Consider the following 24,573-nt stretch of genomic DNA (forward strand, 5'->3'; position numbering starts at 1 on the left):
CCCTTCCTCAATCCTCGCTCGGCTCGATCGGGGGGACCCCTGTGCTCCCCGTTCCCGAGGACGTTCCCGTTCCGTCGCCTCGGCCGTCGGCCGGCGGCTTCTTCGCGCTCCACCCCAGGTCGGAACGGGCGTCGGTGTTCTGGTTCCGGCCCTGAACGGACCGTTTTGCTTCGTCCTGCGAAGCCACCCGGGACCTGTCGCCGGAACACGACAGGTCCCGGGCGGGCGGCACCGCCCCGCCGACCGGTTCCCCGGAGGGAACGCGGTCCGCTGCGTGCGGCAGTTCCGCCCAGACCAGCAGTCCCGGCCCGGTGTCCTGGGCCCCCCATGCCCTGCACAGGGCCGAGACGAGGAGCAATCCCCTCCCGTGCTCCTCCTCGGGACGCTCCGGCGAGGGGTGCGGCTCGCCCGGAGCGCATCCCTCGTCCTGTACGGCGATCCGTACCAGGTCGTCCCCGTCGTGCAGCTCGCAGACGACATGCTCGCCGGCGCTGTGCACGATCGCGTTGGTGACCAGTTCGGAGACGACGAGGGCCGCCGTTTCGACGGTGTCGTCGCACACCGCCCACCCGGCCAGTCCGGAGCGCGTCAGCTGCCGGGCCCGGGCGACGGAGCCCGGATGGGCGGCCAGCTCGAAGCGGAACCGGCGCTCGGCGGCCGCGACGGGGCTGGGCCCTGGGGCGGCGCGGAGACCGGAGCGGTCTTCGGCGGCGGCTGTTCCTAACGGCGCGGACGGAGTCACGCTTGCCACTATCGCCCCGCCGTGAACACTTGGCAAGTGTCACTATGAAAAATGCAGAGTGCCATGTGACGCCGAGAGGACGCGTGGCACACTGCTCGCAACAACCCGTCGAGCGGCGCCAGTTGGGATCTGCGAAGAAGCAGGAAAAAGCATCCGAACGGCGCCGCCCGGGCTGTCCGGACACAGGGGAGGTGGGACGTGAGCGAACCGCGGTCAGCGCCGACGGTCGGTCAGGTCGTCCTCGGCCGGCGCCTGCTGGACCTGCGGGAACGCGCGGGTCTCAAGCGGGAGGAGGCCGCCCGCATCCTGCGTGTCGCGCCCGCCACGGTCCGCCGCATGGAGATGGCCGAGGTCTCCCTCAAAATTCCGTACCTACAGCTCCTGCTGAGGTCGTACGGCATCTCCGACGACGAGGCCGAGGCCTTCGTCCAACTGGCCGAGGAGGCCAACAAGCCGGGCTGGTGGCAGCGGTTTCACGACATCCTGCCGGGCTGGTTCTCGATGCACGTCAGTCTGGAGGGTGCGGCCGCCCTCATCCGCTCGTACGAACCCCACTTCGTGCCCGGGCTGCTGCAGACCGAGGACTACGCGCTCGGTGTCCTGAAGTCGGGTGCCATCGGCCAGACCAGACCCGAGGACATCGAACGTCATGTGGCGCTGCGCATGCAACGCCAGGATCTGCTCACTCGGGAGGGCGCACCCCGGTTCTGGGTCGTCATGGACGAGACGGCCCTGCGCCGCCCCGTCGGCGGCCCGGCGGTGATGCGCGCCCAGATCGACAAACTGCTCGAAACCGCGAAGCTGCCCAACGTGACCCTGCAGGTCGCCCCGTTCGCCGCGGGGCCGCACCCGGGTACGTACGGGCCCTTCGTGCTGTTCCGCTTTGCCATGCCGGAACTCCCGGACATGGTCTACAGCGAGTACCTGACCGGCGCGGTCTATCTGGACTCGCGCTCAGAGGTGGCGACCCACCTCGAGGTCATGGACCGCATGGCGGCGCAGGCCGCCACGGCACATCGCACGAAGGAGATCCTGCTGGATCTCCGCAAGGAGCTGTGAATGGAACGCATCAAGGCGCGGATACGCAACGGGCGCACCGGAGCCGGCGGAGTCAACGGACTCGACGGACGCAACGGACGCGACGTGCGGATCTACAACGGGATGCCTGCCCGTGAGCTGGGCAGCGAGGGTTGGCACAAGCCGTGGAGCGGTGGCAACGGAGGCAACTGCCTGGAGGCGATGAAGCTCGCCGACGGACGCATCGCGGTCCGGCAGTCCGCGGACCCCGACGGCCCGGCACTGATCTACACACCGGGCGAGATGACCGCGTTCATCCAGGGGGCGAAGGCCGGAGAAGCGGACTTCCTGCTGTCCTGAACCACACCCTTGTGAGCCGCTGCTCTCTCCATGATCCGTTCAAACTTGTTCAAGTTGCCTAATCTTGCTGTGAGTTGATCGCCTTCTTGAAGTTCATGGGTTTCCCGAACCCATGAACTTCACGAGCCTACGGAGACTGTCATGACCGGGCAGGCGCCCATCGAGATCGATACGAGCAAGCCCCATCCCGCGCGGATGTACGACTGGTTCCTGGGCGGCAAGGACAACTACCCCGTCGACGAGGAGATGGGCAGACAACTGGTCGCCCTCGAACCGCGCATCCCGGCGATGGCGCAGATCAACCGCGCGTTCATGCACCGCGCCACCCGCTGGCTGGCCATGAACGGCGTACGGCAGTTCCTGGACATCGGCACCGGCATCCCGACCGAGCCCAACCTCCACCAGATCGCCCAGGAGATCGCGCCGGACGCCCGCGTCGTGTACTGCGACAACGACCCGATCGTGCTGGCCCACGCGGAGGCCCTGCTGCGCAGCACGGGCGAGGGCCTCACCGAGTACCTGCAGGCCGACGTGCGGGAACCCGGCACGATCATCGAACAGGCCAAGAAGGTCCTGGACTTCACCGAGCCCGTCGCGCTCTCGCTCGTCGCGCTGCTGCACTTCATCGCGGACGAGGACGGCGCGTACGAACTCGTGGAGAAGCTGCTGGCCGAACTGCCCTCCGGCAGCTACCTGATGCTCTCGCACGCCTCGGACGAGACCGACCCCGAGAAGGGGGCGGAGGCAACCGAGATCTACCGCAAGCGCGGCATGACCCTGGCGCTGCGTGACGGCGAGCGGATAGGCCGCTTCTTCAAGGGCCTTGAACTCGTCGACCCCGGCGTCGTGTTGGCCGTCGACTGGAAGCCGGAGCTCGGCGAGATCGTCGAGTACGGGGGAGAGGGGCCCGTACCGGGGTACGGGGCGGTGGGACGCAAGCCCTGAACCGGGCAGGCCCGGCCGGCCGCGGGCCGGGCCCTCACCCGGGCGGCAACACCCCGCACAGCGCCTCGAGCGCAGCCCCGTACGCATGCTCTGCAGGCGTCGCATAGCCCACGACCAGCCCGTCCGGTGCGGACGTCACCGCCTCCGGGTGCCGGAACTCGGCGAGCCCGTCGAGCGCGATCCCCTGCCAGGTCGCCGCCTTGACCGTGGACTGCTCGGTCCCCGGAGGCAGCCGCAGCACCGCGTGCAGCCCGGCCGCGATACCTGTCACCTCGATGTGCGGCGCGTGCGCGGCGAGGGCGGCGACAAGACGGTCACGACGGCCCCGGTACCGCTGCCGCATACGCCGCACATGACGGTCGTACGCCCCGGAGGTGATGAAGTCCGCGAACGCCAGCTGATCGAGGGCGCTCGCCCACGCCTCCCGTTCCCCCTTGGCCGCCAGGACCCCGTCGACGTACCGCTCCGGAAGAACCATCCAGCCGAGCCGCAGCGCGGGTGACAGGCTCTTGCTGACCGACCCGACGTGGATGACGTGCTCCGGGTCCAGTCCTTGCAACGCCCCGACGGGCTTGCGGTCGTAGCGGAACTCCCCGTCGTAGTCGTCCTCGACGATCACGCCGCCACGCGCGCGTGCCCAGTCGATCACGGCGGCGCGTCGTGCGGAGTGCAGGGGGCCGCCGGTGGGGAACTGGTGTGCCGGCGTGAGCAGTACGGCCCGCTCGCGGCCCAACGCGCCCACCTGGGCGCCGTCTTCGTCGAGCGGTAGCGCAACGGTTGTCACGGCCGCGGCGGCCAGCAGCGCCCGGTGGAAGTCGAGGCCGTACGACTCGACGGCCAGCGGGCCGCGCAACACCCCGCCGGGGCTGGTGAACAGCAGGCGCAGGGCGTGCGCGAAGCCCGAGCAGATCACGATCCGCTCCGGGCTCGCGCGCACGCCACGCGCGCGTGCCAGGTAGGCGGCCAGTGCATGGCGCAGCTCCGCGCGGCCGGCCGGATCGCCGGGCCCGAAGGCCTCGTTGGGCGCCTGCTGAAGCGCCCGCCGGTACGACGCCGCCCAGGCGGCACGCGGGAACGACCCCGCGTCCGGGGTGCCCTGCCGTAGGTCGTGCCGAGGGCCACGCGCGCGTGGAGGTGCTTTGGGGCGTACGCGCGCGGCGGCGCCCGGCGGCTCCGCCCGCTCCGCGACCCGGGTACCCGAACCCTGCCGGGCGTTCAGCCATCCCTCGGCGACCAGCTCGGCGTACGCGTCGGCGACCGTGTTGCGGGCGACGCCGAGGTCGGCGGCGAGCGAGCGGTAGGGCGGGAGACGGGTGCCCGGCGCGAGCCGCCCCGAGCGCACGGCTTCGCGCAGCGCGCGGATCAGCGCGGCCCGCCGCCCGCCCGCCCCGGACGTCTCCATCTCCAGGTGCAGATCGGCACCGATCCGCTCCGCGGAATTGACCCATGATTCAGCCATGGAAATGAACCATACCGGTGGTCTTTGCGGCCCGTAGATTCATGGTCATGACGACGAACACGACGAACACGACAACTACTGCGCAGGCAACGACCACGCACACGGCGCACGCAACGCACCCGGCGCACAGGATCGACGAGAGCCGACCGCGCCTCGACTTCGCGAAGTCCGCCCCGAAGGCCTTCCGGGCCCTCATCGGCTTCGACGCCGCGGCCCGCCAGGGCCTGGACCCGGCCCTCGTCGAACTGATCCAGATCCGCGCCTCGCACCTCAACCACTGCGCGTACTGCCTCCACATGCACACCAACGACGCGCGCAAGGCGGGCGAGAGCGAGGACCGACTGCACATGATCGCGGTGTGGCGCGAGGCCCGCCACTTCTTCACGGAGAAGGAGTGCGCCGCGCTCGCCCTCACCGAGGCGGTCACCCTGGTCGCGGACGGCGGTGTCCCGGACGACGTCTACGCGCAGGCCGCCGCCCACTTCGACGACGAGGAACTGGCCCAGGTGCTGGCCCTCGTGTTCGCGATCAACACCTGGAACCGGATCGCCCTGTCCACGGCGAAGGTCGCGGGCACGGATCAGCGCAGGTGACCGCCGGCCCAGGGGCTGAGTTCCATGGGGCCTTCGGCCCGGCTACGCCGTCATCGGCCCGTCGTACGGTCCGATCGGCGCCGGCAGCCGGGCGTCACCCGTGAGGCGGCGGTCCACCGCTGCCGCCACCGCGCGACCCTCGGCGATGGCCCAGACGACGAGGGACGCGCCGCGGGCCGCGTCCCCGGCGACGTACACGCCGGGGACGTTGGTCGCGAAGTCCGCGTCGCGGGCGATCATGCCGCGAGCGTCGAGGGTGAGGCCGAGCTGGTCGATCAGGCCGTCGTGGCGGTCGGGTCCGGAGAAGCCGAGGGCGAGCAGCACCAGGTCGGCCGGGAGCGTCCGCTCCGAGCCGGGCAGCGGGCGGCGCCGGTCGTCCACCTCGACGAGGTGCAGTGCGTTCACACGGCCTGTCCCGTCCCCGGTGAAACGGAGCGTGGACGCCGCGAAGAGCCGCGCGTCCGCGTCCGCCGCGGGGGCCGTCTCCAGATCGCGGGCCTCCTCGTGCGCGGCGGAGAGCCGGTAGACCTTCGGGTACGTCGGCCACGGCTCGGTGTCCTCGTCGCGCTCAGCCGCCGGGAGCGGATAGATGTCCAGCTGTGTCACCGACTTGGCGCCCTCGCGCACCGCCGTGCCCAGACAGTCCGCCCCGGTGTCGCCGCCGCCGACGATGACGACGTGCTTTCCTGCGGCCGAGAGCGGGGACTCCGCAAGATCCCCCTGACAGACCCGGTCGGCGAGCGGCAGATACTCCATCGCCTGGTGAATGCCCGTCAGTTCCCGTCCCTCCAAGGGGAGTTCACGCCAGGCGGTGGCTCCCACGGCGAGTACGACAGCGTCGTAACGTGCTCGGAGCTCGCCGGCCCCGATGTCCCGGCCGACCGCCGTCGACGTCCTGAACTTCGTGCCCTCCGCCCGCATCTGCTCAAGTCGCCGGTCGAGGTGCCGTTTCTCCATCTTGAACGCGGGGATGCCGTAGCGCAGCAGCCCGCCGATCCGGTCGGCCCGCTCGTACACGGCGACGGTGTGCCCGGCCCGGGTCAACTGCTGCGCCGCGGCAAGGCCGGTGGGGCCCGATCCGATCACGGCGACGGTCCGCCCGGTGAGCCGGTCCGGCGGGCGGGGCGGGGTGAACCCGTCCGCCCAGGCGCGGTCGGCGATGGCCACCTCGACGTTCTTGATGGTGACCGCGGGCTGGTTGATCGCGAGCACACAGCCCGCCTCGCACGGCGCGGGACACAACCGACCCGTGAACTCGGGGAAGTTGTTGGTTGCGTGCAGCCGGTCGCTCGCCGCCCGCCAGTCCTCCCGCGAGACGAGGTCGTTCCACTCGGGGATCAGATTGCCCAGCGGGCAGGCATCGTGGCAGAACGGGATCCCGCAGTCCATGCAGCGATCGGCCTGCTTGCTGATGATCGGCAGCAGAGCCCCGGGGACGTACACCTCGTTCCAGTCCCGCACCCGTTCCTCGACGGGCCGACGCGGGTGCTCCTCGCGCGGTGTGGTGAGAAAACCCTTGGGATCGGCCATCGCCGTCTCCCTTGCGAACATGCGCGTGCGGGCCGCACCACCGGGGGACGGCATCGGCCCACGGCCTTTTTGCGGCACTCCTTTCACGCCACGATACGACGCCCCCGCGCGCCCCGCCGCTCAGGTGAGGGCGGGCATGCCGCTCAGGTGAGGGCGAGCAGGTAGGACAGTGCCGCGGCGGCCGCCGCGATCGTGCGGATGTGGTTCCACATCGTCCACTCGCGCACGTACGAGCGCCAGTACGTGGCGGCTTCCGGGGTGCCCGGATCCAACTTGAGCAGCGCGTCGTTGCGCGGGACGTTCGCGACGACGGTCACCCCGAACGACCCGACCAGGTACAGCACACTGCCCAGCAGCAGTTCCACCGTTCCCTCGTCCGGCAGCAGCACGAACGTGACCACGCCGAGAACCGCGCACAGCCCGGCGGACCCGACGAACACGAGCATGAAAGCCGGACGTACGGCGGCGGTGTTGATCGAGTTCATGGCGGCGACGCCCTGCGCGGGCGGCAGGTCGGCGAGTCCTCTCATCACGAACGTCGAGAACCCGCAGAAGACCCCGGCCACCACCCCGCAGCCGAGCACCCCCAACACCGTCAGCACGAAGTACGGTCCACCGATCATGTCCACTCCCGCTTCGATCCCCCGAAGTCAAAGATCCTGCACGGCACACACCGTCACCACAAGTGAAATCCCGTACGAGGACAGTGACCATGGCCGAGATGCGCCGGGGCATACGCGAGCGTCTGCCGCCGTCACGCGAGCGCCGTGATCCCGTCGCCCCACCGGTACCCCTCTCCCCACTCCCGCAGCCGGTCCTCCACCATGGCCGCGATCCGGCGCCGGGCCTCGTACCGCGGCACACCGCTCATCAGCAGCTGGTCGTACGGCGTGTCCGTGTGCCGTACGGATGCCCGCACCGCCGAGGTCACCGCCGAAGCGGACAGGGCGCGGCCGGCGGCACTGCGCCCGACACGTCCGCTGCCGCGCAGCGAGGCATGAGCGGCGATCACCTGCGCGCGGTCGGCCGGACAGCCGGGAAACAGCCGCCGGATCTCCCGCGCGAACGCGTCCGTGAACCGCACGTCCTCATCGGCCCGCCGCCGCGCGTCCCGCGCCCGACGTCGGCGCCGCGCCTCCGCGTCCGCCAGGCACCGCTCCTCGGCCCGGGCGAGCGCCGCCTCCTCGACGAGCACGCCCTGCCGCTCGTACCGACTCCGCCGCCGGTTGAACCGCACCACCACCGCCGACAGCGCACTGCCCTCCCGCGACCTCCGCGTCAGGGCGGTGTCGCCCCGCGGCAGGAACACCAGATGCCCGAGGTCGGCACAGTCGAGGCAGCGCGGCGACCCGCTCTCCAGCACCAGCAGTGCCAGCGGCCCACCACGGCACTCCAGACAGTGCCGCCGCTTGAGGGGCTGGAAGACGAGAAGCCCGCTGATGGGCGGGGGAGTTGGAAGTCGTGCCATGACAGGTTCATTCCCCGGTCCGCCCCTGGGTCCACGTCGACGCCCGGCGTGACGCCACTCGCCTTCTTCAGGACGCCTGGAGCGCCCCGCAGCTCTCGCCGCTCCTCGCCAGGCTCAAGGGAACGCGTACTGATCGCGGCATCATGGGTCCTGTGCGACTCGAAGCGATCACCTGGGAACGGCTCGGCGACCAGCTCGCCGACCGGCTGCTCGACCTGAAACCGGACGACGGCAGCCCCTGGCCGCGCGTCGCCTTCGACGGCGCCCCGGCCGCCCGCCCCGGCGACCTCGCGCACCGGGTGTCCGAGGCGCTGCGCATACGCGGCCGGTCCTCGCTCGTCGTCGGCGCGGAGGGCTTCCTGCGCCCGGCTTCGCTGCGGTTCGAGTACGGGCATCGGGACGTGGAGGCGTATTACGACGGTTGGCTCGACACCGGTGCCCTCTGGCGCGAGGTCTTCGGCCCCCTCGAACCAGGTGGCGACGGCCGCGTCCTGCCCGACCTGTGGGACCCGTCGACCGACCGCGCCACCCGCAGTCCCTACGCCCAACTCCCGCCCAGCGGTATCCTGTTGATGCACGGCCCCCTCCTCCTGCGTCACTGGTTTCCCTTCGATCTGAGCGTCCACCTCCTCCTGTCCCCGGGCGCCCTTCGTCGCCGCACCCCCGAGGCCGAGCACTGGACCCTCCCCGCCTTCGAGCGCTACGTGACGGAGGCGGACCCGGCCGCCGCGGCCGACGTCCTGGTGCGGGCCGACGACCCCCGCCATCCCGCGTGGAAGCCCCTCTCCACCTGAACCCCTTTTATATGCACGCGCATATAGTTATGCTGCGAGGCATGACCATCTCCTTTGACGAATCGGTCCGTTCCCTCCTCGATGCCAAGAACTTCGCCAGCGTCGCCACTCTCGGCCCCACCGGCTCTCCCCAGAACTCGGTGGTCTGGATCAAACGCGAGGGCGACACCGTCCTCTTCTCCTCGACCGCCGGCCGTCAAAAAGTGCGCAACCTCCAGCGCGACCCCCGCATCAGCGTCTCCGTCTTCGACCTCGCCAACCCCTACACCTCGGTGGAGATCCGTGGCACCGCCGAGATCCTCCCCGACGACGCCAAGCGTCTGCCCCACGAGCTCTCGCACAAGTACCTCGGTATCGACCCCCCGGCGGAGAACGACGACGAGGTCCGCGTGATCATCCGCGTGGTCCCGCAGAAGATCGTCGGTTTCGCGGTCTGAGCCCGGCGGTGCGGGGTGTCCGGGCTCGGGTGGTGCCGGGTGCCCGGGCCCGGGCGGCGCCCGGCCTGCGGGCTCGGAAGGTGCTGGGCAATCGTCCGAAACCGTCGACTTCCGGGTGCGCATCCCCGGATGCGCGCCGAGAATGTAGGGCGCCGGGACTAGCGGAGCGTTCCGCACCGCGCCGGCCGTCCGGCATCGGGAGGTACTTCATGACCACCGCCGGAGACATCATGCACCGCGGCGCCCAGTGGATCCCCGCCAGCGAGACCCTGGACCGCGCAGCGCAGCTGATGCGCGAGCTGAACGTGGGCGCCCTGCCCATCAGCGACGAGAACGAACGGCTCTGCGGCATCCTCACGGACCGCGACATCGTCGTCGGCTGCGTGGCCATGGGCCATGACCCGGCGCGTATCACCGCCGGCGAGATGGCTCAGGGCACACCGCGCTGGATCGAGTCGAACGCCGATGTCGGCGAGGTGCTCCAGGAGATGAAGGGGCACCAGATCCGCCGGCTTCCGGTGATCGAGAACAAGCGTCTGGTCGGCATGATCAGCGAGGCCGACCTCGCCCAGCACCTGACGGACGACCAGCTCGCCGCCTGGGTCGAGAGCGTCTACGCGAAGAGCGCGACACGCTGACCCAGATCCGGACCCCGACAGCAGACCGCGGGCCCTTGCCCTGCCGGCTTCACCGACCGTGCCGGGCGAGGGGTCGCGTCGTACCCCTCACAGCCAGCCGTTGCGCCGGAACCCCCGGTACAGGACGAGACAGGCGATGCTGATCACGCCGATGACTATGGGGTAGCCGAACCGCCAGTGCAGTTCCGGCATGTTGTCGAAGTTCATGCCGTACACCCCGCAGACCATCGTCGGTACGGCGATGACGGCGGCCCATGCCGTGATCTTCCGCATGTCCTCGTTCTGCGACACCGTCACCTGCGCGAGGTGCGCCTGCAGGATCGAGTTGAGCAGTTCGTCGAAGGCGGCGATCTGCTCGGTGACCCGCAGCAGATGGTCGGAGACGTCCCGGAAGTACGCCTGTATCTCCGGGTCGACCACCCGGATCGGTCGGGTGGCGAGATCCAGGACCGGGCGGCCGAGCGGGACCACGGCCCGCTTGAGTTCCAGGAGTTCACGCTTGAGCTGGTAGATCCGGCCCGGGTCGGCGCGTGCGCCGTTCTCCGCGAACACATCGGTCTCGACCTGGTCGATGTCCTCCTGCACCGCGTCCGTGACGGTCAGGTAGTCGTCGACGACATGGTCCGCGATCGCGTGCAGCACCGCGGCCGGCCCCTTGGCGAGCTGGTTGGCGTCGGCTTCCAGCTCCTCGCGCAGCGGCCCCAGCGAACCGTGCATTCCGTGCCGCACCGTGATGACGAAGTCGCGGCCGACGAAGACCATGATCTCGCCGGTGTTGACCACCTCGCTGGTCGCCGTCAGTTCCTTGTGCTCTACGTAGCAGACCGTTTTGAACACCGCGAACAGCGTGTCGCCGTACCGCTCCACCTTCGGGCGCTGATGGGCGTCCACGGAGTCCTCGACGGCGAGCGGATGCAGATCGAAGAGCTCGGCGATGCCGGCGAACTCCTTCTGCGTCGGTTCGTGCAGCCCGAGCCAGACGAACCCCTCGTCGTGCTTGCGGATCCGCTCCACGGTGTCCACGAGATCGCGGCCGCCGGGGACTCTGGCCCCGTCCTGGTACGCCACGCAGTTGACCACCGCGGAGCCCAGCGGGGAGCGGGCGGGGTGGCTGAGGTCCACGCGGTCGCGCCGCCGGGTCAGCCGTGCCACCTTGCGCAGGCCACCGACCCTCCCGAGACTGGTGACCTTCCGCAGATTCCCTGCCATGGACATCTGGATCTCCTCGCGTGGATCTCCTTGCGCCGCACGTTGCGCCTTGGCGAGCCAGTCTGCCAGTCCGAAACGATCCCCGGAAAAGCCTGTGGGAACGGAGCGTTCCGGTCCGGTTCTTGGTTGTCGTTTCCTTCCGTCCGCGGGAGCGGGCCACCCGGCGGGTTGTGAGGGGAGCCACGGAGCGTCGACGATTCACGACAAGGCGGTCAACTGGGATGATCTCGGCATGACGCGAAGCGACGGGTATCTCCTCGACAACCGACAGACCGAGGCGGGAAGGCGTTTCGACGCCTTCGCCACTCTCTTCGACCCCACGACGTTCCGTCACCTGGAGCGCTTCGGTATCGGGTCCGGCTGGCGCTGCTGGGAGGTCGGCGCAGGCGGGACGTCCGTGGTGTCCTGGCTCGCCAAGAAGGTCGGCCCGACCGGACGGGTCATCGCCACCGACATCGACACCTCGTGGGCGGCCTCCGCGGCGCGGCCACCGGTCGAGGTGCGCGTCCACGACGTGGGCGCCGAGGAACCGCCGGGGGAGGGCTTCGACCTCGTCCATGCCCGGCTCGTCCTGGTGCACGTGCCGGACCGGGAGCGGGCGTTGCGGTCGATGATCAAGGCCCTGCGGCCCGGCGGACGACTGCTCGTCGAGGACGCCGACCCCGCCCTGCAACCGCTGCTCTGCCCCGACGAGTACGGTCCCGAGCAACAGCTCGCGAACCGGCTGCGCCAGGGCTTCCGCAGCCTGCTCGCGGAGCGCGGTGCCGACCTCTCCTACGGGCGCAAACTCCCGCGTCTGCTGCGTGAGGCCGGTCTGAGCGGAGTGGAGGCCGACGCGTACTTCCCCGTCGCCTCGCCCGCCTGCACCGCCCTGGAATCCGCGACGATCCGTCAGATCCGCGACCAGCTCGTCAGCGCGGGCCTCGCCACGAACCAGGACATCGACCGCCACCTGGCCAACGTGGCCTCCGGCTCCATGGACCTGGCAACCGCCCCGATGATCTCGGTGTGGGGTCGCAAGCGGTAGGCGTGGGGTCTGTGAAGGGGGCCGAGGTCAGCCCGCCCCGGGCCGGTCACGCGCCGGAGGCCGCCCGCCCACCTTCTCCACCGCCCGCGCCCCGGCCCGGCACCCCTCCGCGGCCGCCCGTTCCGGCTCCGCGCCTGCGAGGAGGGCCGCGAGGAACGCTCCGGTGAAGGCGTCGCCGGCGCCGGTGGTGTCGTGCGGTGTCGCGGGCGCCGCCGGCACGTGGGCCCGCACGGACCCGCCGCGTGCCACCAGGGCTCCCTCGCCGCCCAGCTTGGTGACGACCAGCGGGACCTGGCGGCTCAACTTGGCCGCCGCGTCCGCCGGGTCGGGCAGCCCGGTCAGCAGGATGGCCTCGTCGCAGCTGGGCAGCAGGACGTCGACGCCCTCCGCGAGCTCCAGGAAACGGTCCACGCCCAACTCGGCGAGGAACCCCGCGGACGCCGGATCCAGACTCACCGGGATGCCACGCGCGCGTGCCGCCTCCAGAGCCACCGTCACCAGCGCCCTGCCCGGATCGGAGAAGAACAGGTAGCCCGACAGATGCAGCCGTGCCACGCCGTCGAGCAGCGCCGGCGACCAGTCACCGGGGTCCAGCCGAAGCGAGGCGCCGCTGTCCGTGAGGAACGTGCGCTCGGCAAAGGCGCCCGTGTCCACCAGACAGATCACCGTCCCCGTCGGCGCCTCGGGATCGACGACGAGGATCGGTCGTACACCGCAGTCCGTCAGCTCCCCCTCGTGCCAGGCGACCGCGTCCGCGCCCACCCGCCCGAGCATCCGCACGTCCGCGCAGCCCCCGTACGCCGCCCAGCACGCGACGTTGGCGCCCGCCCCGCCCGGCAGGGTCCGGACAGCGGCAACCGTGTCGGTGCCCGTTGCGAGCGGGCCGTGGTGCCGGGCGACGATGTCCGTGACCACGTCACCGACGACGAGCAGTGCCCCGCCGGGCGCGCTCGCACCAGGGACCGCGGTCCCGGGATCCGGCCCGGTCACGCCCCGGCCCAGGCCGCCGCGATCCGCCCCGCCAGCCGAACGTTGCCGCGTACGGCCGCCAGATTGGCGCTCAGTGAGGCCCCGTCGGTGTGCCGCACCAGGTAGTCGAGCAGGAACGGCGTCACGGCCTGCCCGGTCACCCCCTCCGCCTCGCACGCCTGCAGCGCGTCGGCGAGCACGCGCGCGTGGAGATCGGGGTCGAGCTGTTCCTCCTCGGGCACGGGGTTGGCGACGATGAGCGCCGACTCCGGTCCGCGCAGTGCGTCCTGGGCGCGCATGACCTCCGCCACCTGCCCGGGGGAGTCCAGCGTCCAGTCCACGGGATGGCCCGAGTCGGACAGATAGAAGCCGGGGAAGCGCCCCGTGCCGTATCCGGCGACCGCCACGCCCAGCGTCTCCAGGCGCTGCAGGGTCGCGGGCACGTCCAGGATCGACTTGACGCCCGCGCACACCACCGTGATCCGGGTGCGTGCGAGCAGGCCCAGGTCGGCCGACTCGTCCTGGGTCGCCGTCCACTCCCGGTGCACCCCGCCGAGCCCGCCCGTCGCGAACACGCGTACGCCCGCGTGGGCTGCCAGCAGTGCCGTCGCGGACACGGTCGTCGCCCCGCTCGCGCCCGCCGCCACCGCGAGCGGCAGATCGCGGTGCCCGAGCTTGCGGATCCCGTCCTCGTTCGCGACCCTCTCCAACTGCTCCTTGTCCAGCCCGACATGGGGGTGCCCGTCGAGCACGGCGATCGTCGCCGGTACGGCGCCCTCCTGCCGTACGGCATCCTCCAGCTCCAGCGCGACCTGGAGATTGCGCGGGCGCGGCAGGCCGTGCGCGATGATCGTCGACTCCAGGGCCACCACGGGTCGACGCGCGTCGAGCGCCTCCCGCACCTCTTCGGACACCACGAACACGCGCCTGCCTCCTGTCGCCGGGTCTTCCCTCATCTCTGGCGGGCGGCGCGCCCCGTCAAACCCTTGCGGCCCGCGACGTACGACACCAGCCTGGGGACATGACGGACAACAGCGCACGTCTCGACCACGTCGTCCTCTGGGTGCGCGACCCGGTCGCCGCAGCCGACTTCTATGAGAAGGCGGTCGGCCTGGAGCCCATGCGGGTGACCGAATTCGCCGCGGGGAAGGCGTCGTTCCCTTCCGTGCGCCTCAACGAGGAGACCATCTTCGACCTCGCGCCCCTATCGATGGCGGAGCGCATGACCATGGTTCCAGGGGCCGCCGACAGCGCGGGCCACCCGGTCAACCACGTGTGCCTGTCCCTGCGGGAAGACGACTTCGACGCCCTGCGCGCCCGCCTGGAGGAACGGGACATCCCCGTCTCGGACCTCACCTACGACTCCTTCGGCGCCCGCGGAAAGGCCAAGCGCAGCTTCTACTTCCGAGACCCGGACGGGAACGTCTTCGAAGCCCGGCACTATGAATGACTCTTCGGTATGAGAAAAGGGTGTCCCGCGCGCGGGACACCCTTTTCCCTCCTCCTCAGGCCGTCAGACCGGCCGTGCGCCGTTCAGCGCCCGTGCGGGTCGAGGACGTACTCGCGGCCGGCGACTTGGTCGAACTCGGCGTGGCTCCGTGTCGCGGATGCCAGTGACTGTGCGCAGGGCGGAGTCTGCTGCCGCCCGTGGTTTCCGGCCACCCTCCGCGCGAGGACGCGTTGCCGGCGCCGCTGCCCCCCGCTGCCGGGCAGGCCCGGCGCCCCGGCCCCGGCAGGCTGCCCACGCCCGGCTAAGGTGACCGCCCATGACGACGAACACCCAGGCCACCCCGTCCTTCGCCGTGCACATCCCGGATGCCGAGCTGGAACCGGAGCCGCTGGACCCGGCCCAGATCGTCTCCGGCGACCCGGTCGTGACGGGCAAGGTGCTGTGGGAGTCCGCCGACGGAAAGCAGCTGCGCGGCATCTGGCAGATCACGCCGGGCGTGGTGACCGACACGGAGGCCAACGAGCTCTTCGTGGTCGTCAGCGGCCGCGCCACGGTCGACGTCGTGGACGGTGACACGCTGGAGCTGGGCCCCGGCGACGTGGCGATCCTGCGTGAGGGCGACCGTACGACCTGGACCGTGCACGAGACGCTCCGCAAGGCGTACCACATCAGCCTCTGAGGACTCGTCGCCTTCTTGGGTCTTGTCGGCTTCTTGGGTCCTGCCGGCCTCTGCGGCTGCTCAAGCCTTCGTGAGCCGAGTGAACAGCGCCAGGCCGCCCAGCGGCACCAGCAGGCACGCGGCGACGAGGTTCAGCCAGCCGTAGCTCGCCTGCGCGACGACGAGACCGGCGGTCGCTCCACCGAGACCGGCCGCCGTGTTCATCGTCAGGTCGGACAGCCCTTGCGCGGCGGCCCGCGCGGGCCGGGGCACGGAGTCCGTGAGCAGCGCGGAGCCCGACACCAGCCCGGACGACCAGCCCAGGCCGAGGACGAAGAGCCCCGCAGCGGTCTGCCCGTGGCTGCCCTGCGCCGTGCCGGCGAGCAGCGCGGCGCAGGCCAGCAGCCCCACCGCCAGGCCGATCCCGGAAAGCCGGCCGAGCCGGTCCGAGAGGCGGCCCATGAGCGGCGAGAACGCGTACATGCCCGCGATGTGCACGCTGATGACCAGTCCGATCAGGTCGATGCTCGCCCCGTGGTGCCCGAGATCGACCGGCGTCATCGACATGATCGAGACCATGGCCGTGTGCGAGACGGCCACCGTCACCAGCGCCAGCCGGGCCCGCGGCGAGGCGGCGACGGCGGCGAAACCGGCCCGGATGGAGCGCGCCTCGGCGGACTGCTCCTCGGCCGGCGCGAGGGCGCGGGCGGTCAGCAGGGGATCGGGGCGCAGCAGTACGGCGACCAGGAGCGCCGAGAGGAGGAAGACCCCGGCCGCCCACAGGAACGGGCCCGCCGCCTCGGGTATGCCGAGGCCGGAGACGCTGCGCCCCGCGGGCGCGGCGATGTTGGGTCCCAGCACCGCCCCGATGGTGGTGGCCCACACCACGTTCGAGATGGCCCGGGCCCGCCGCTCCGGCTCGGCCAGATCGGCGGCCGCGAAGCGCGACTGCAGGTTCGCCGAGGAGGCCGCGCCGAATCCGGCCAGGCCGAGCAGCATCAGCGGAAAGTTCCCGATGCTCGCGGCGAGCACGACGACACCCGCCCCCGCCGCGCCGATGAGATACGCCAGCACGAGCCCGGGCCGACGGCCCCGCGCCGTCATCAGCGCGGCCAGCGGTACCGAGAGCACCGCCGTACCGGTGACGGTCGCCGTGGGCGCGAGCCCGGACAGCGACTCGGTGCCGCTGACCTGCTTGGCCAGGACGGTGGCGAGCGCGATCCCGGTGGCGACACCGAGCCCGCCGAGGATCTGGCCGGCGATCAGCACGGCGGTGATACGGCGGCGCAGCGCGGGTATCCCCTCCGCGTCGACAGGCATGCCGGTCTGCCGCTCGACGGCGGTCACGCCGAGGATCCGGGAACGTACGGAGCTGGACACTCGGACACGAGCCAACAGTCAGGCACAGGCGCTCCCCGCAGAGGCGACGCGAACGGAACAGGATCGGATCACCCGCGGGCCTCGATCAACCCGCTACGACCGCAGGACTCCGGAACAAGCCGGAACAAGCCAGAACAAGACGGAAAAGGGCCGCAGGAGCTCAGAACAACGGCTCCGGAAGCACCCCCTCCAGAGCGAGCAGCTTCCGCTTGGTCTCCAGTCCGCCCCCGAACCCGCCGATGCCACCGTCGCTCTCGACGACCCGGTGGCACGGCACGACGACCGGCAGCGGGTTCGAGCCCATGGCCACGCCCACCGCCTGCGCCGCACCCGGCTGGCCCACCCGCCCGGCCAGCTCCCCGTAGCCCACGACCGCGCCGAACGGGACGCCGGCGGCCAGCTCACGCAGCACCTGGCGGTTGAACCCGGAGATCAGCGACCAGTCAAGCGGCAGCTCGAAGCCGCGCCGCTCGCCGGCGAAGTACGCCGTGACCTGCCGTATCGCCTCGGCCAGCAGCGGAGAGCCGGGGGCCTCGACGGGCTCGGTGCCGAGGCGGGAGGCGAGCCGGTCCAGTGCCTTGTCGCGCACGGAGTCGGTGGCGTGGAACACGACGTTCACCAGGCCCTCGTGCGTCGCCGCAAGCAGGAGTGGACCGATGTCCGTGCCGACGACGGCCCACACGACCTGCTGCTCGTTCTGCGCATGGCTGCTCATGCGAACCACCGTACGGCGCGCCACTGACAACGCCCGGGGCGCGCACACCGCACCCCGTGCGCGCCACGGCCGTTGCACGAGCTCCACGCCGTAGGTGCGGCCCGGCGCCTCTTCACCGGCCTCGCAGCGCCTCGCGGACCACGTCGGGCTTGTTCGTGATGACACCGTCGACGCCGTAGCGGGCGACGCGCCGCGCGCTGTCCGCGTCGTTCACCGTCCATGTGAAGATCTCCAGCGGCTTGCCGTGCGGGCCGTCGAAGGCCTGGAGCGCGGCGACGTAGCCGGCCGAGATGGTGGTGTAGGACGAGTTGATCTGGTCGGTGAACTGTGCGTACTCAGGCAGCTGTGCCATCGCGGGTGTGCCCAGGAAGGCCGTCTTGATGCCGGGGCGCAGGTTGTGGACCGTCCGTACGCTGTCCGCGCTGAAGCTCTGGACGACCAGCCTCTTCTTGAGGTGCGGGGGGTCGAGCCAGCCGTCATTGCTCAGCAGCTTCAGGGTCTGGCGCTCGATGCCCGGATACAGCTCGGGGTTCTTGATCTCCAGGACGAGCTTCTGGTGGTTGTGCGACACCCGGTTCATGTACTGCTCCAGTGTCGGCACGCGCGTGCCCGCGTACCGGGAGGCGAACCAGCTCCCCGCGTCCAGCCGTGCGATCTCCGCGGACGTGAAGTCCTTGACGTTCCAGGGGGCCCGGCCGGGATAGACCTGCTCGACGTCGGTCGTGCGCGCCAGCGTGGCGTCGTGCAGGACGACGAGCTTGCCGTCCTTGGTGCGCTGGACGTCGTTCTCGACCCAGCCGAACCCCATGGCCGCCGCCTTGTCGACGGCGGCCAGCGTGTTCTCGGGCGCGTACGCGGAGGCACCCCGGTGGGAGACGATCACCGGGGTGCCGCCCTCGGTTTTGGCCCGGGCGCCGGAGGCGGGGAGGACCAGGAGAGTCCCGCCAAGAAGCGCGGCGGTGGTAGCGGCGGCAACGCGCGCGTGCATAGGTACTCCTCACGTCGAGAGATCACCGACAGCACCAGAGTGACAGCACGGAGTCGACGAAGGAGGGGTGCAGAATGGCCACGGATTGCATGGACTTGCCCAAGTCCGCTCACGGGTAGCGCACAACTGCGGCGAGGCCGTGATTCTTTGCCGGAAAATCGTTCGACCATTCCGGTGCGGGTCATACTCTCTGCCTCAACCCTGGGCGCTCACGCGGCCCTGAGGGTGGGGGACATTTCAGGGATTTCCAGGAGTAACAGGGCGGGAAGGGCAGCCGCGCATGCAGGGCACGGTCGACGGATTCAGTTACGGACTCGTCACGCCGCTTGTGGCGTACCTCATGGCCTGCCTGGGCGGAGCGCTGGGCCTGCGCTGCACCACCAGATCGATGCTCGTGGCCCGCTCCTGGCGGGCCGGCTGGCTCGCCCTCGGCTCGGCGGCGATCGGCTCCGGCATATGGACCATGCACTTCATCGCGATGATGGGGTTCACGGTCCAGGAGACGCCGGTCCACTACGACAAACCGACGACGTTCGCGAGTCTGGGCGTGGCGATCGTGATGGTCGGCATCGGGATCTTCATCGTCGGCTACCGGGGCGCCACCGGAACAGCGCTCTTCACCGGGGGCACCATCACCGGTCTGGGCGTTGCCTCCATGCACTACCTGGGCATGGCGGGCATGCGTCTCAACGGGAAGCTCGAATACAACACCTTCACCGTCTCGGCCTCCGTGGTGATAGCCGTGGTCGCCGCCACCGCCGCGCTGTGGGCCGCGGGTCAGGTACGCGGGTTCCTGTGGAGCGTGGGCGCCAGTCTTGTCATGGGGCTCGCGGTCACCGGCATGCACTACACGGGCATGGCCGCGCTCAGCGTCCATCTGCACGGCGCCGGCACCACCCCGTCCGGCGACTCGCCCGCCGCCCTGCTCGCGCCCATGATGATCGGCCCGCTGGCCTTCCTGTGCCTGGCGGGCGTCGTCGTGATGTTCGACCCGCTGATGGTCATGGGCAAGCCCGACTGGACCCCCACGGAGATCAGGCCCGGTATCCCGGCCCACTCCACCGCCCACCGCCCCGGCCGCCGTCCCCTTCCGGGGGCCGGCCGGCGCACCGGACACCGCAGTTCCCGCACTCCTCAGAGCCGGTGATCCGACCCCGTTGTCAGTGCGGGGTCGTACGGTGGATTCCATGCGGCCCGTATCCAAGATCGAACGTTCGGTGGCGCCTTTCGAGGTCGTCAGCCCCTACCAGCCGAGCGGTGACCAGCCGGCGGCCATCGCTGACCTGGAGAAGCGCATCCGCGCAGGTGAGAGGGATGTCGTCCTGCTGGGCGCGACCGGCACCGGCAAGTCCGCCACCACGGCGTGGATGATCGAGAAGCTCCAGCGCCCCACCCTCGTGATGGCACCGAACAAGACCCTGGCCGCCCAGCTGGCCAACGAGTTCCGCGAGCTGCTGCCGAACAACGCCGTCGAGTACTTCGTCTCGTACTACGACTACTACCAGCCCGAGGCATACGTCCCGCAGTCGGACACCTACATCGAGAAGGACTCCTCGATCAACGAGGAGGTCGAGCGGCTGCGCCACTCCGCGACCAACTCGCTGCTCACCCGCCGCGACGTCGTCGTGGTCGCCTCGGTCTCCTGCATCTACGGCCTCGGTACTCCGCAGGAGTACGTGGACCGGATGGTCGCGCTGAAGGTCGGCGACGAGATCGACCGCGACGATCTGCTGCGCCGCTTCGTCGACATCCAGTACACGCGCAACGACGTGGCCTTCGCACGTGGCACTTTCCGGGTGCGCGGCGACACCATCGAGATCTTCCCGGTCTACGAGGAGCTGGCCGTCCGCATCGAGATGTTCGGCGACGAGATCGAGGCCCTCTCCACGCTCCACCCGCTCACCGGTGAGGTCATCAGCGACGACCAGCAGGTCTATGTGTTCCCGGCCTCCCACTACGTGGCGGGCCCCGAGCGCATGGAGCGGGCGGTCAACGACATCGAGAAGGAGCTCGGCGAGCGCCTCGCCGAGCTGGAGAAGCAGAGCAAACTGCTGGAGGCCCAGCGGTTGCGGATGCGCACGACGTACGACATCGAGATGCTCCGCCAGATCGGCTCCTGCTCCGGCGTGGAGAACTACTCGATGCACTTCGACGGCCGCGAGCCCGGCTCCCCGCCGAACACGCTGATCGACTACTTTCCGGACGACTTCCTGCTCGTCATCGACGAGTCGCACAACACGGTCCCGCAGATCGGCGCCATGTACGAGGGTGACGCCTCCCGCAAGCGCACCCTGGTGGACCACGGCTTCCGCCTGCCCTCCGCGCTGGACAACCGCCCCCTGAAGTGGGAGGAGTTCCAAAAGCGCATCGGCCAGACCGTCTATCTGTCGGCGACCCCGGGCAAGTACGAACTCTCCCGCGCGGACGGCTTCGTCGAGCAGATCATCCGCCCCACCGGCCTCATCGACCCCGAGGTCGTCGTCAAGCCCACCGAGGGTCAGATCGACGACCTGGTGCACGAGATCCGTAAGCGCACCGAGAAGGACGAGCGCGTCCTTGTCACCACGCTCACCAAGAAGATGGCCGAGGACCTCACCGACTACTTCCTGGAACTCGGCATCCAGGTGCGCTACCTCCACAGCGACGTCGACACGCTGCGCCGAGTCGAGCTGCTGCGCGAGCTGCGTGCGGGCGAGTTCGACGTCCTCGTCGGCATCAACCTCCTCCGGGAGGGCCTCGACCTGCCCGAGGTCTCCCTGGTGTCGATCCTCGACGCCGACAAGGAGGGCTTCCTGCGCTCGGGCACCTCCCTGATCCAGACCATCGGCCGCGCGGCGCGCAACGTGTCCGGCCAGGTCCACATGTACGCCGACAGGATCACCCCGGCGATGGAGAAGGCCATCGAGGAGACGAACCGCCGCCGGGAGAAGCAGGTCGCGTACAACACGGAACGGGGCATCGATCCGCAGCCCCTCCGCAAGAAGATCAACGACATCGTGGCGCAGATCGCCCGCGAGGACGTGGACACGGAGCAGCTGCTCGGCTCGGGCTACCGCAGGACCAAGGACGGCAAGGGTGCCAAGGCCCCGGTCCCCGCGCTCGGCGGCAAGGCGGCCAAGTCCGCCAAGGGCAAGGGCAAGCAGACGGTGCCGACCGACCGTCCCGCCGCCGAACTCGCCGAGCAGATCGAGGAGCTGACCGAGCGGATGCGCGCCGCTGCCGCGGACCTGCAGTTCGAGATCGCCGCCCGGCTGCGCGACGAGGTCTCCGAGATGAAGAAGGAACTTCGTCAGATGAAGGAGGCGGGACAGGCCTGACCTGCCCCCGGGGATTCGGTCACGCGCCGAATCCCCGGCGTCTGCGCGCTGTGTTGCAAGACCGACACAAAGTACGGCCCGGGGTGCGGCACTGTCAGTGCCGCTGCGTAGGGTTCTCGTCATCCGCGGATTCCGCGGCAACAGGGGACAGTTCGAGAGGGGAACAGCGCGTGACGGTCAACATGACCAAGGGTCAGGCCATCAGTCTGCAGAAGAACGACGGGGGCACCCTGACCGCGGTGCGGATGGGGCTCGGCTGGCAGGCGGCCCCCCGGCGAGGGCTGTTCGGCTCGCGCACCCGGGAGATCGACCTCGACGCCTCCGCCGTGCTCTTCGCGGACAAGCAGCCCATCGACGTCGTGTTCTTCCGCCACCTCGTCAGCGACGACGGCTCGGTGCGGCACACCGGTGACAACCTCGTCGGCGGGGTCGGCCAGGGCGGCGACGACGAGGCGATCCTCGTCGACCTGCAGCGCATCCCGGTCCACATCGACCAGATCGTCTTCACCGTGAACTCCTTCACGGGGCAGACGTTCCAGGAGGTGCAGAACGCGTTCTGCCGCCTGGTCGACGAGACCAACGGCCAGGAACTCGCCCGCTACACGCTGGCGGGTGGCGGCCAGTACACGGCACAGATCATGGCGAAGGTCCACCGGGCGGGCACGGGCTGGCAGATGACGGCCCTCGGCACCCCGGCCAACGGCCGCACCTTCCAGGACCTGATGCCGGCGATCCTGCCGCACCTGTAGGCAGCGGGCACGCAGCACACGAAGCGACGTAGGGGGACAAGGCGATGACGGCCGAGCTGGTCCGGGGGCAGAACCATCCGCTCTCCCAGGCCCGACTTGAGGTCCGCGTGTCGGCGGGGAAGCCGATCGTGGCCGGGGCCACGCTCAGCGACGAGCAGGGCAAGGTCCGCGGCGTCGAATGGGTCGCCCATCCGGGCGCGCCCACGCTGCCCGGACTGGAGGTGTCCAAGCAGGCGGCGGCCGACCATCGCCTCGCCTTCGATCTGGACGCCATGCCCGCGAGCGTGCACCGTGTCACGGTGCTGCTCGCACTGCCGTCCGGCGTCGGCGGCCCGGTCCGGTTCGGTGCCGTCGCCGCCCCCTTCGTCGCGGTCACCGGCCTCGACGGTTCCGAGGTCGCCAGTTACACCATCACCGGGCTGGACGCCGAGTCGGCGGTCGTCGCCCTGGAGCTCTACCGCCGCCAGGGCGCCTGGAAGGTCCGCGCGGTCGGCCAGGGATACGCGGGCGGCCTCGCCGAACTCCTCACCGACCAGGGCCTGCCCGAGGCCCGCCGGCTCGCGGGCACCATCAACGAAGCCGTGGCCCAGGGCCTGGCGCGCAGCGTCGCGGCGCCCCCGCCCCGCACGTCCGACGGGGACCGCTCACGCACGGCGGCCGCCTCCGCGGCGGGCCCGGACCAGCCGTACGCCGCTCCCCAGAACACCTCCGGGAACGGCACGCCCGCGCAGCCGAGCCACTCCGGCGGGCACCCGCAACCGGACCCGTCCGCGGTCACCCAGCCGTCCGCGCCGACCGCCGGCGGCCCCGTCGACTACAGCCACCCCCGCCGACAGAACGTGGCGCCGCCTCCGCCCCCGCCGACGGCACCCCCGGCGCAGCCCGGGCAGCCCGCACAGCCCGTCGCGGGCGACGCGACCGGCTGGTCCATGGAGGAGCGGCTCTACAACCAGGTGTGGGGCATGTTCGAGGACCTGGCCCGCGCCACCGCCGCGTACCGCAGCGCCGTGGACTTCGCCGACTCGCGCCTGGAGCAGGAGCTCGACAGGGTGCTGTCCGACCCGCGCAGCCGTATCGGCGGACAGGGGGACGCCGCGCGCGAGGCGGCCCGGGCCAAGCACGCCGACCTGGTCGACCAGGCCAGGGCGGCCCTCGACCGGGACCTCGCCCAGCTCACCGCCGAGTCCGAGGTGGTCGAGCCCGCGCTGCCCGCGGCGTACGCGGGCTGGGACAACCCGGTCTGGCAGGGCTATCGGGTGCCGATGGAGGTCCCCATGGCCGTGCGCCTCGGCGGCCTCAGCCTGCCCGAGAGCGAGCGGCTGAGCATCCCGATGCTGGTCCGGCTCCCGCTGGAGCGCGGCCTGTGGATCGACAGCGGCCGCACCTCCCGCGACGATTCGCTCGCCGACTCCGACCAGTTGCGCCGCCTGGCCATGGACACGGCGGTGGCGCAGGCCGCGCGGCTGCTCGCCGTCTATCCGGCCGGCGACTTCACGGTGCATGTGATCGACCCGGCCGGTTCCGGAGCGTCCTCCCTCGCGCCGCTGGTGCGCTCCGGTGTGCTCGCCGGTCCGCCGGCCGCCGGTGCCGCGGGTGTGGCCGACGTCCTTGCCCGGCTCACCCAGCGCGTCGACCTGGTGCAGATGGCGGTGCGCGGCGGCGCGGCCGACTCGCTGCCGCCCGGCTTCGACACCGCCGAGCAACTGCTGATCGTCAACGACTTCCCGCACGGCTTCGACGACCGGGCGGTGACCCAGCTGCGCTACCTCGCGGACGAGGGACCGGCCGTCGGCGTCCACCTGATGATGGTCGCCGACCGGGAGGACGCCGCTGCCTACGGGCCGCTGCTCGACCCGCTGTGGCGTGCGCTGATGCGCCTCACGCCGGTGCCCGACGATCACCTGGCCGACCCGTGGGTCGGGCACGCGTGGACGTACGAGCCCTCCCTCGTCCCGCCCGGCAGCCAGGTGCTCCAGCACGTGCTCACCCAGGTGTCGACAGCCCGTCGTTCATGGGGCCGCTGACGCCAAGCCAGCCTGCGTCAAGGATCGGTAAAGCGCCCTGACCAGGGACTTCGGTTGTTCATTTACTCTTCACTTTACCTTTCCTTGGTAATTCAGGTACTCTT

25 protein-coding genes are annotated in these 24,573 nt (G+C 70.7%); 14 read left to right on the forward strand and 11 right to left on the reverse strand.

Annotated features, from left to right (window positions below; genetic code table 11):
- Positions 1 to 7: 7 nt before the first annotated feature.
- The gene (locus ACN6LB_RS21275; protein WP_445027298.1) at positions 8 to 751 is read right to left on the reverse strand and encodes an ATP-binding protein; all 744 of its coding nucleotides are present in this window, start codon (positions 749 to 751) and stop codon (positions 8 to 10) included.
- Between the two features lie 189 nt (positions 752 to 940).
- Between ACN6LB_RS21275 and ACN6LB_RS21280 the strand changes: the two genes are divergently transcribed.
- From ACN6LB_RS21280 to ACN6LB_RS21290, 3 genes are all read left to right on the forward strand, one after another.
- The gene (locus ACN6LB_RS21280) at positions 941 to 1,801 is read left to right on the forward strand and encodes a helix-turn-helix domain-containing protein (protein WP_445027299.1); all 861 of its coding nucleotides are present in this window, start codon (positions 941 to 943) and stop codon (positions 1,799 to 1,801) included.
- Positions 1,802 to 1,903: 102 nt separating this feature from the next.
- Positions 1,904 to 2,119: a DUF397 domain-containing protein gene (locus tag ACN6LB_RS21285; RefSeq protein WP_356138050.1), complete on the forward strand. Its 216-nt coding sequence runs from the start codon at positions 1,904 to 1,906 to the stop codon at positions 2,117 to 2,119.
- A gap of 141 nt (positions 2,120 to 2,260) precedes the next feature.
- Positions 2,261 to 3,064 (forward strand): SAM-dependent methyltransferase, encoded by an 804-nt coding sequence (locus ACN6LB_RS21290; protein ID WP_356138018.1) that lies wholly within the window; start codon positions 2,261 to 2,263, stop codon positions 3,062 to 3,064.
- Positions 3,065 to 3,098: 34 nt separating this feature from the next.
- On the opposite strand, the gene pdxR is transcribed toward ACN6LB_RS21290, so the two are convergent.
- On the reverse strand, positions 3,099 to 4,523 hold the full coding sequence (pdxR, locus tag ACN6LB_RS21295; protein ID WP_445027300.1) for a MocR-like pyridoxine biosynthesis transcription factor PdxR: 1,425 nt from the start codon (positions 4,521 to 4,523) through the stop codon (positions 3,099 to 3,101).
- A 41-nt stretch (positions 4,524 to 4,564) separates the two neighbouring features.
- Between pdxR and ACN6LB_RS21300 the strand changes: the two genes are divergently transcribed.
- Positions 4,565 to 5,116 (forward strand): carboxymuconolactone decarboxylase family protein, encoded by a 552-nt coding sequence (locus ACN6LB_RS21300; RefSeq protein ID WP_445027301.1) that lies wholly within the window; start codon positions 4,565 to 4,567, stop codon positions 5,114 to 5,116.
- 42 nt (positions 5,117 to 5,158) lie between these two features.
- On the opposite strand, the gene ACN6LB_RS21305 is transcribed toward ACN6LB_RS21300, so the two are convergent.
- The 3 genes from ACN6LB_RS21305 to ACN6LB_RS21315 all read right to left on the reverse strand — a co-directional run bounded on the left by ACN6LB_RS21305 (position 5,159) and on the right by ACN6LB_RS21315 (position 8,114).
- The gene (locus tag ACN6LB_RS21305) at positions 5,159 to 6,646 is read right to left on the reverse strand and encodes a glutamate synthase subunit beta (RefSeq protein ID WP_445027302.1); all 1,488 of its coding nucleotides are present in this window, start codon (positions 6,644 to 6,646) and stop codon (positions 5,159 to 5,161) included.
- Between the two features lie 143 nt (positions 6,647 to 6,789).
- Entirely contained in the window at positions 6,790 to 7,269 is a 480-nt protein-coding gene (locus tag ACN6LB_RS21310; RefSeq protein ID WP_356138010.1) for an anthrone oxygenase family protein, read from the reverse strand.
- 131 nt (positions 7,270 to 7,400) lie between these two features.
- Positions 7,401 to 8,114, reverse strand: coding sequence for a DUF2293 domain-containing protein (locus ACN6LB_RS21315; RefSeq protein WP_445027303.1), 714 nt, complete (start codon positions 8,112 to 8,114; stop codon positions 7,401 to 7,403).
- Between the two features lie 143 nt (positions 8,115 to 8,257).
- Between ACN6LB_RS21315 and ACN6LB_RS21320 the strand changes: the two genes are divergently transcribed.
- From ACN6LB_RS21320 to ACN6LB_RS21330, 3 genes are all read left to right on the forward strand, one after another.
- On the forward strand, positions 8,258 to 8,908 hold the full coding sequence (locus ACN6LB_RS21320; RefSeq protein WP_445027304.1) for a uridine kinase: 651 nt from the start codon (positions 8,258 to 8,260) through the stop codon (positions 8,906 to 8,908).
- A 41-nt stretch (positions 8,909 to 8,949) separates the two neighbouring features.
- On the forward strand, positions 8,950 to 9,345 hold the full coding sequence (locus ACN6LB_RS21325) for a PPOX class F420-dependent oxidoreductase (protein ID WP_356138004.1): 396 nt from the start codon (positions 8,950 to 8,952) through the stop codon (positions 9,343 to 9,345).
- A 209-nt stretch (positions 9,346 to 9,554) separates the two neighbouring features.
- Positions 9,555 to 9,983 carry a CBS domain-containing protein gene (locus tag ACN6LB_RS21330; protein WP_356138002.1) on the forward strand — a complete coding sequence of 143 codons (429 nt, stop codon included), beginning with the start codon at positions 9,555 to 9,557 and terminating at the stop codon, positions 9,981 to 9,983.
- Between the two features lie 87 nt (positions 9,984 to 10,070).
- Here ACN6LB_RS21330 and corA read toward each other — a convergent pair whose 3' ends face one another.
- Entirely contained in the window at positions 10,071 to 11,198 is a 1,128-nt protein-coding gene (gene corA / locus ACN6LB_RS21335; RefSeq protein ID WP_445027305.1) for a magnesium/cobalt transporter CorA, read from the reverse strand.
- Positions 11,199 to 11,424: 226 nt separating this feature from the next.
- Here corA and ACN6LB_RS21340 point away from each other — a divergent pair, with 226 nt between their 5' ends.
- Positions 11,425 to 12,219 (forward strand): methyltransferase domain-containing protein, encoded by a 795-nt coding sequence (locus ACN6LB_RS21340; protein WP_445027306.1) that lies wholly within the window; start codon positions 11,425 to 11,427, stop codon positions 12,217 to 12,219.
- Between the two features lie 27 nt (positions 12,220 to 12,246).
- Here ACN6LB_RS21340 and ACN6LB_RS21345 read toward each other — a convergent pair whose 3' ends face one another.
- A complete protein-coding gene (locus ACN6LB_RS21345) occupies positions 12,247 to 13,209 on the reverse strand; it encodes a carbohydrate kinase family protein (RefSeq protein WP_445027307.1) in 963 nt (320 codons plus the stop codon).
- Entirely contained in the window at positions 13,206 to 14,111 is a 906-nt protein-coding gene (locus ACN6LB_RS21350) for a pseudouridine-5'-phosphate glycosidase (RefSeq protein WP_445027308.1), read from the reverse strand. Before ACN6LB_RS21350 ends, ACN6LB_RS21345 begins: the two co-directional genes overlap by 4 nt.
- A gap of 98 nt (positions 14,112 to 14,209) precedes the next feature.
- Here ACN6LB_RS21350 and ACN6LB_RS21355 point away from each other — a divergent pair, with 98 nt between their 5' ends.
- Both ACN6LB_RS21355 and ACN6LB_RS21360 read left to right on the forward strand, forming a co-directional pair.
- Positions 14,210 to 14,638 carry a VOC family protein gene (locus ACN6LB_RS21355; protein WP_445027309.1) on the forward strand — a complete coding sequence of 143 codons (429 nt, stop codon included), beginning with the start codon at positions 14,210 to 14,212 and terminating at the stop codon, positions 14,636 to 14,638.
- A 316-nt stretch (positions 14,639 to 14,954) separates the two neighbouring features.
- Positions 14,955 to 15,317 (forward strand): cupin domain-containing protein, encoded by a 363-nt coding sequence (locus ACN6LB_RS21360; protein WP_445027310.1) that lies wholly within the window; start codon positions 14,955 to 14,957, stop codon positions 15,315 to 15,317.
- 60 nt (positions 15,318 to 15,377) lie between these two features.
- On the opposite strand, the gene ACN6LB_RS21365 is transcribed toward ACN6LB_RS21360, so the two are convergent.
- The 3 genes from ACN6LB_RS21365 to ACN6LB_RS21375 form a co-directional block, all read right to left on the reverse strand.
- On the reverse strand, positions 15,378 to 16,616 hold the full coding sequence (locus ACN6LB_RS21365; RefSeq protein ID WP_445027337.1) for an MFS transporter: 1,239 nt from the start codon (positions 16,614 to 16,616) through the stop codon (positions 15,378 to 15,380).
- Positions 16,617 to 16,836: 220 nt separating this feature from the next.
- Positions 16,837 to 17,391, reverse strand: coding sequence for a methylated-DNA--[protein]-cysteine S-methyltransferase (locus tag ACN6LB_RS21370; RefSeq protein WP_356137987.1), 555 nt, complete (start codon positions 17,389 to 17,391; stop codon positions 16,837 to 16,839).
- Between the two features lie 112 nt (positions 17,392 to 17,503).
- On the reverse strand, positions 17,504 to 18,379 hold the full coding sequence (locus ACN6LB_RS21375) for a glycerophosphodiester phosphodiesterase (protein ID WP_445027311.1): 876 nt from the start codon (positions 18,377 to 18,379) through the stop codon (positions 17,504 to 17,506).
- A 280-nt stretch (positions 18,380 to 18,659) separates the two neighbouring features.
- Between ACN6LB_RS21375 and ACN6LB_RS21380 the strand changes: the two genes are divergently transcribed.
- The 4 genes from ACN6LB_RS21380 to ACN6LB_RS21395 all read left to right on the forward strand — a co-directional run bounded on the left by ACN6LB_RS21380 (position 18,660) and on the right by ACN6LB_RS21395 (position 24,469).
- Positions 18,660 to 19,526, forward strand: coding sequence for an MHYT domain-containing protein (locus ACN6LB_RS21380; protein WP_445027312.1), 867 nt, complete (start codon positions 18,660 to 18,662; stop codon positions 19,524 to 19,526).
- Between the two features lie 40 nt (positions 19,527 to 19,566).
- Positions 19,567 to 21,696 (forward strand): excinuclease ABC subunit UvrB, encoded by a 2,130-nt coding sequence (uvrB, locus tag ACN6LB_RS21385; RefSeq protein ID WP_356137981.1) that lies wholly within the window; start codon positions 19,567 to 19,569, stop codon positions 21,694 to 21,696.
- A 170-nt stretch (positions 21,697 to 21,866) separates the two neighbouring features.
- Entirely contained in the window at positions 21,867 to 22,445 is a 579-nt protein-coding gene (locus tag ACN6LB_RS21390) for a TerD family protein (protein WP_356137979.1), read from the forward strand.
- A gap of 44 nt (positions 22,446 to 22,489) precedes the next feature.
- On the forward strand, positions 22,490 to 24,469 hold the full coding sequence (locus ACN6LB_RS21395; protein WP_445027313.1) for a TerD family protein: 1,980 nt from the start codon (positions 22,490 to 22,492) through the stop codon (positions 24,467 to 24,469).
- The last annotated feature ends 104 nt before the right edge of the window (positions 24,470 to 24,573 follow it).

It is taken from the genome of Streptomyces sp. SAS_270 (genome assembly GCF_052543295.1).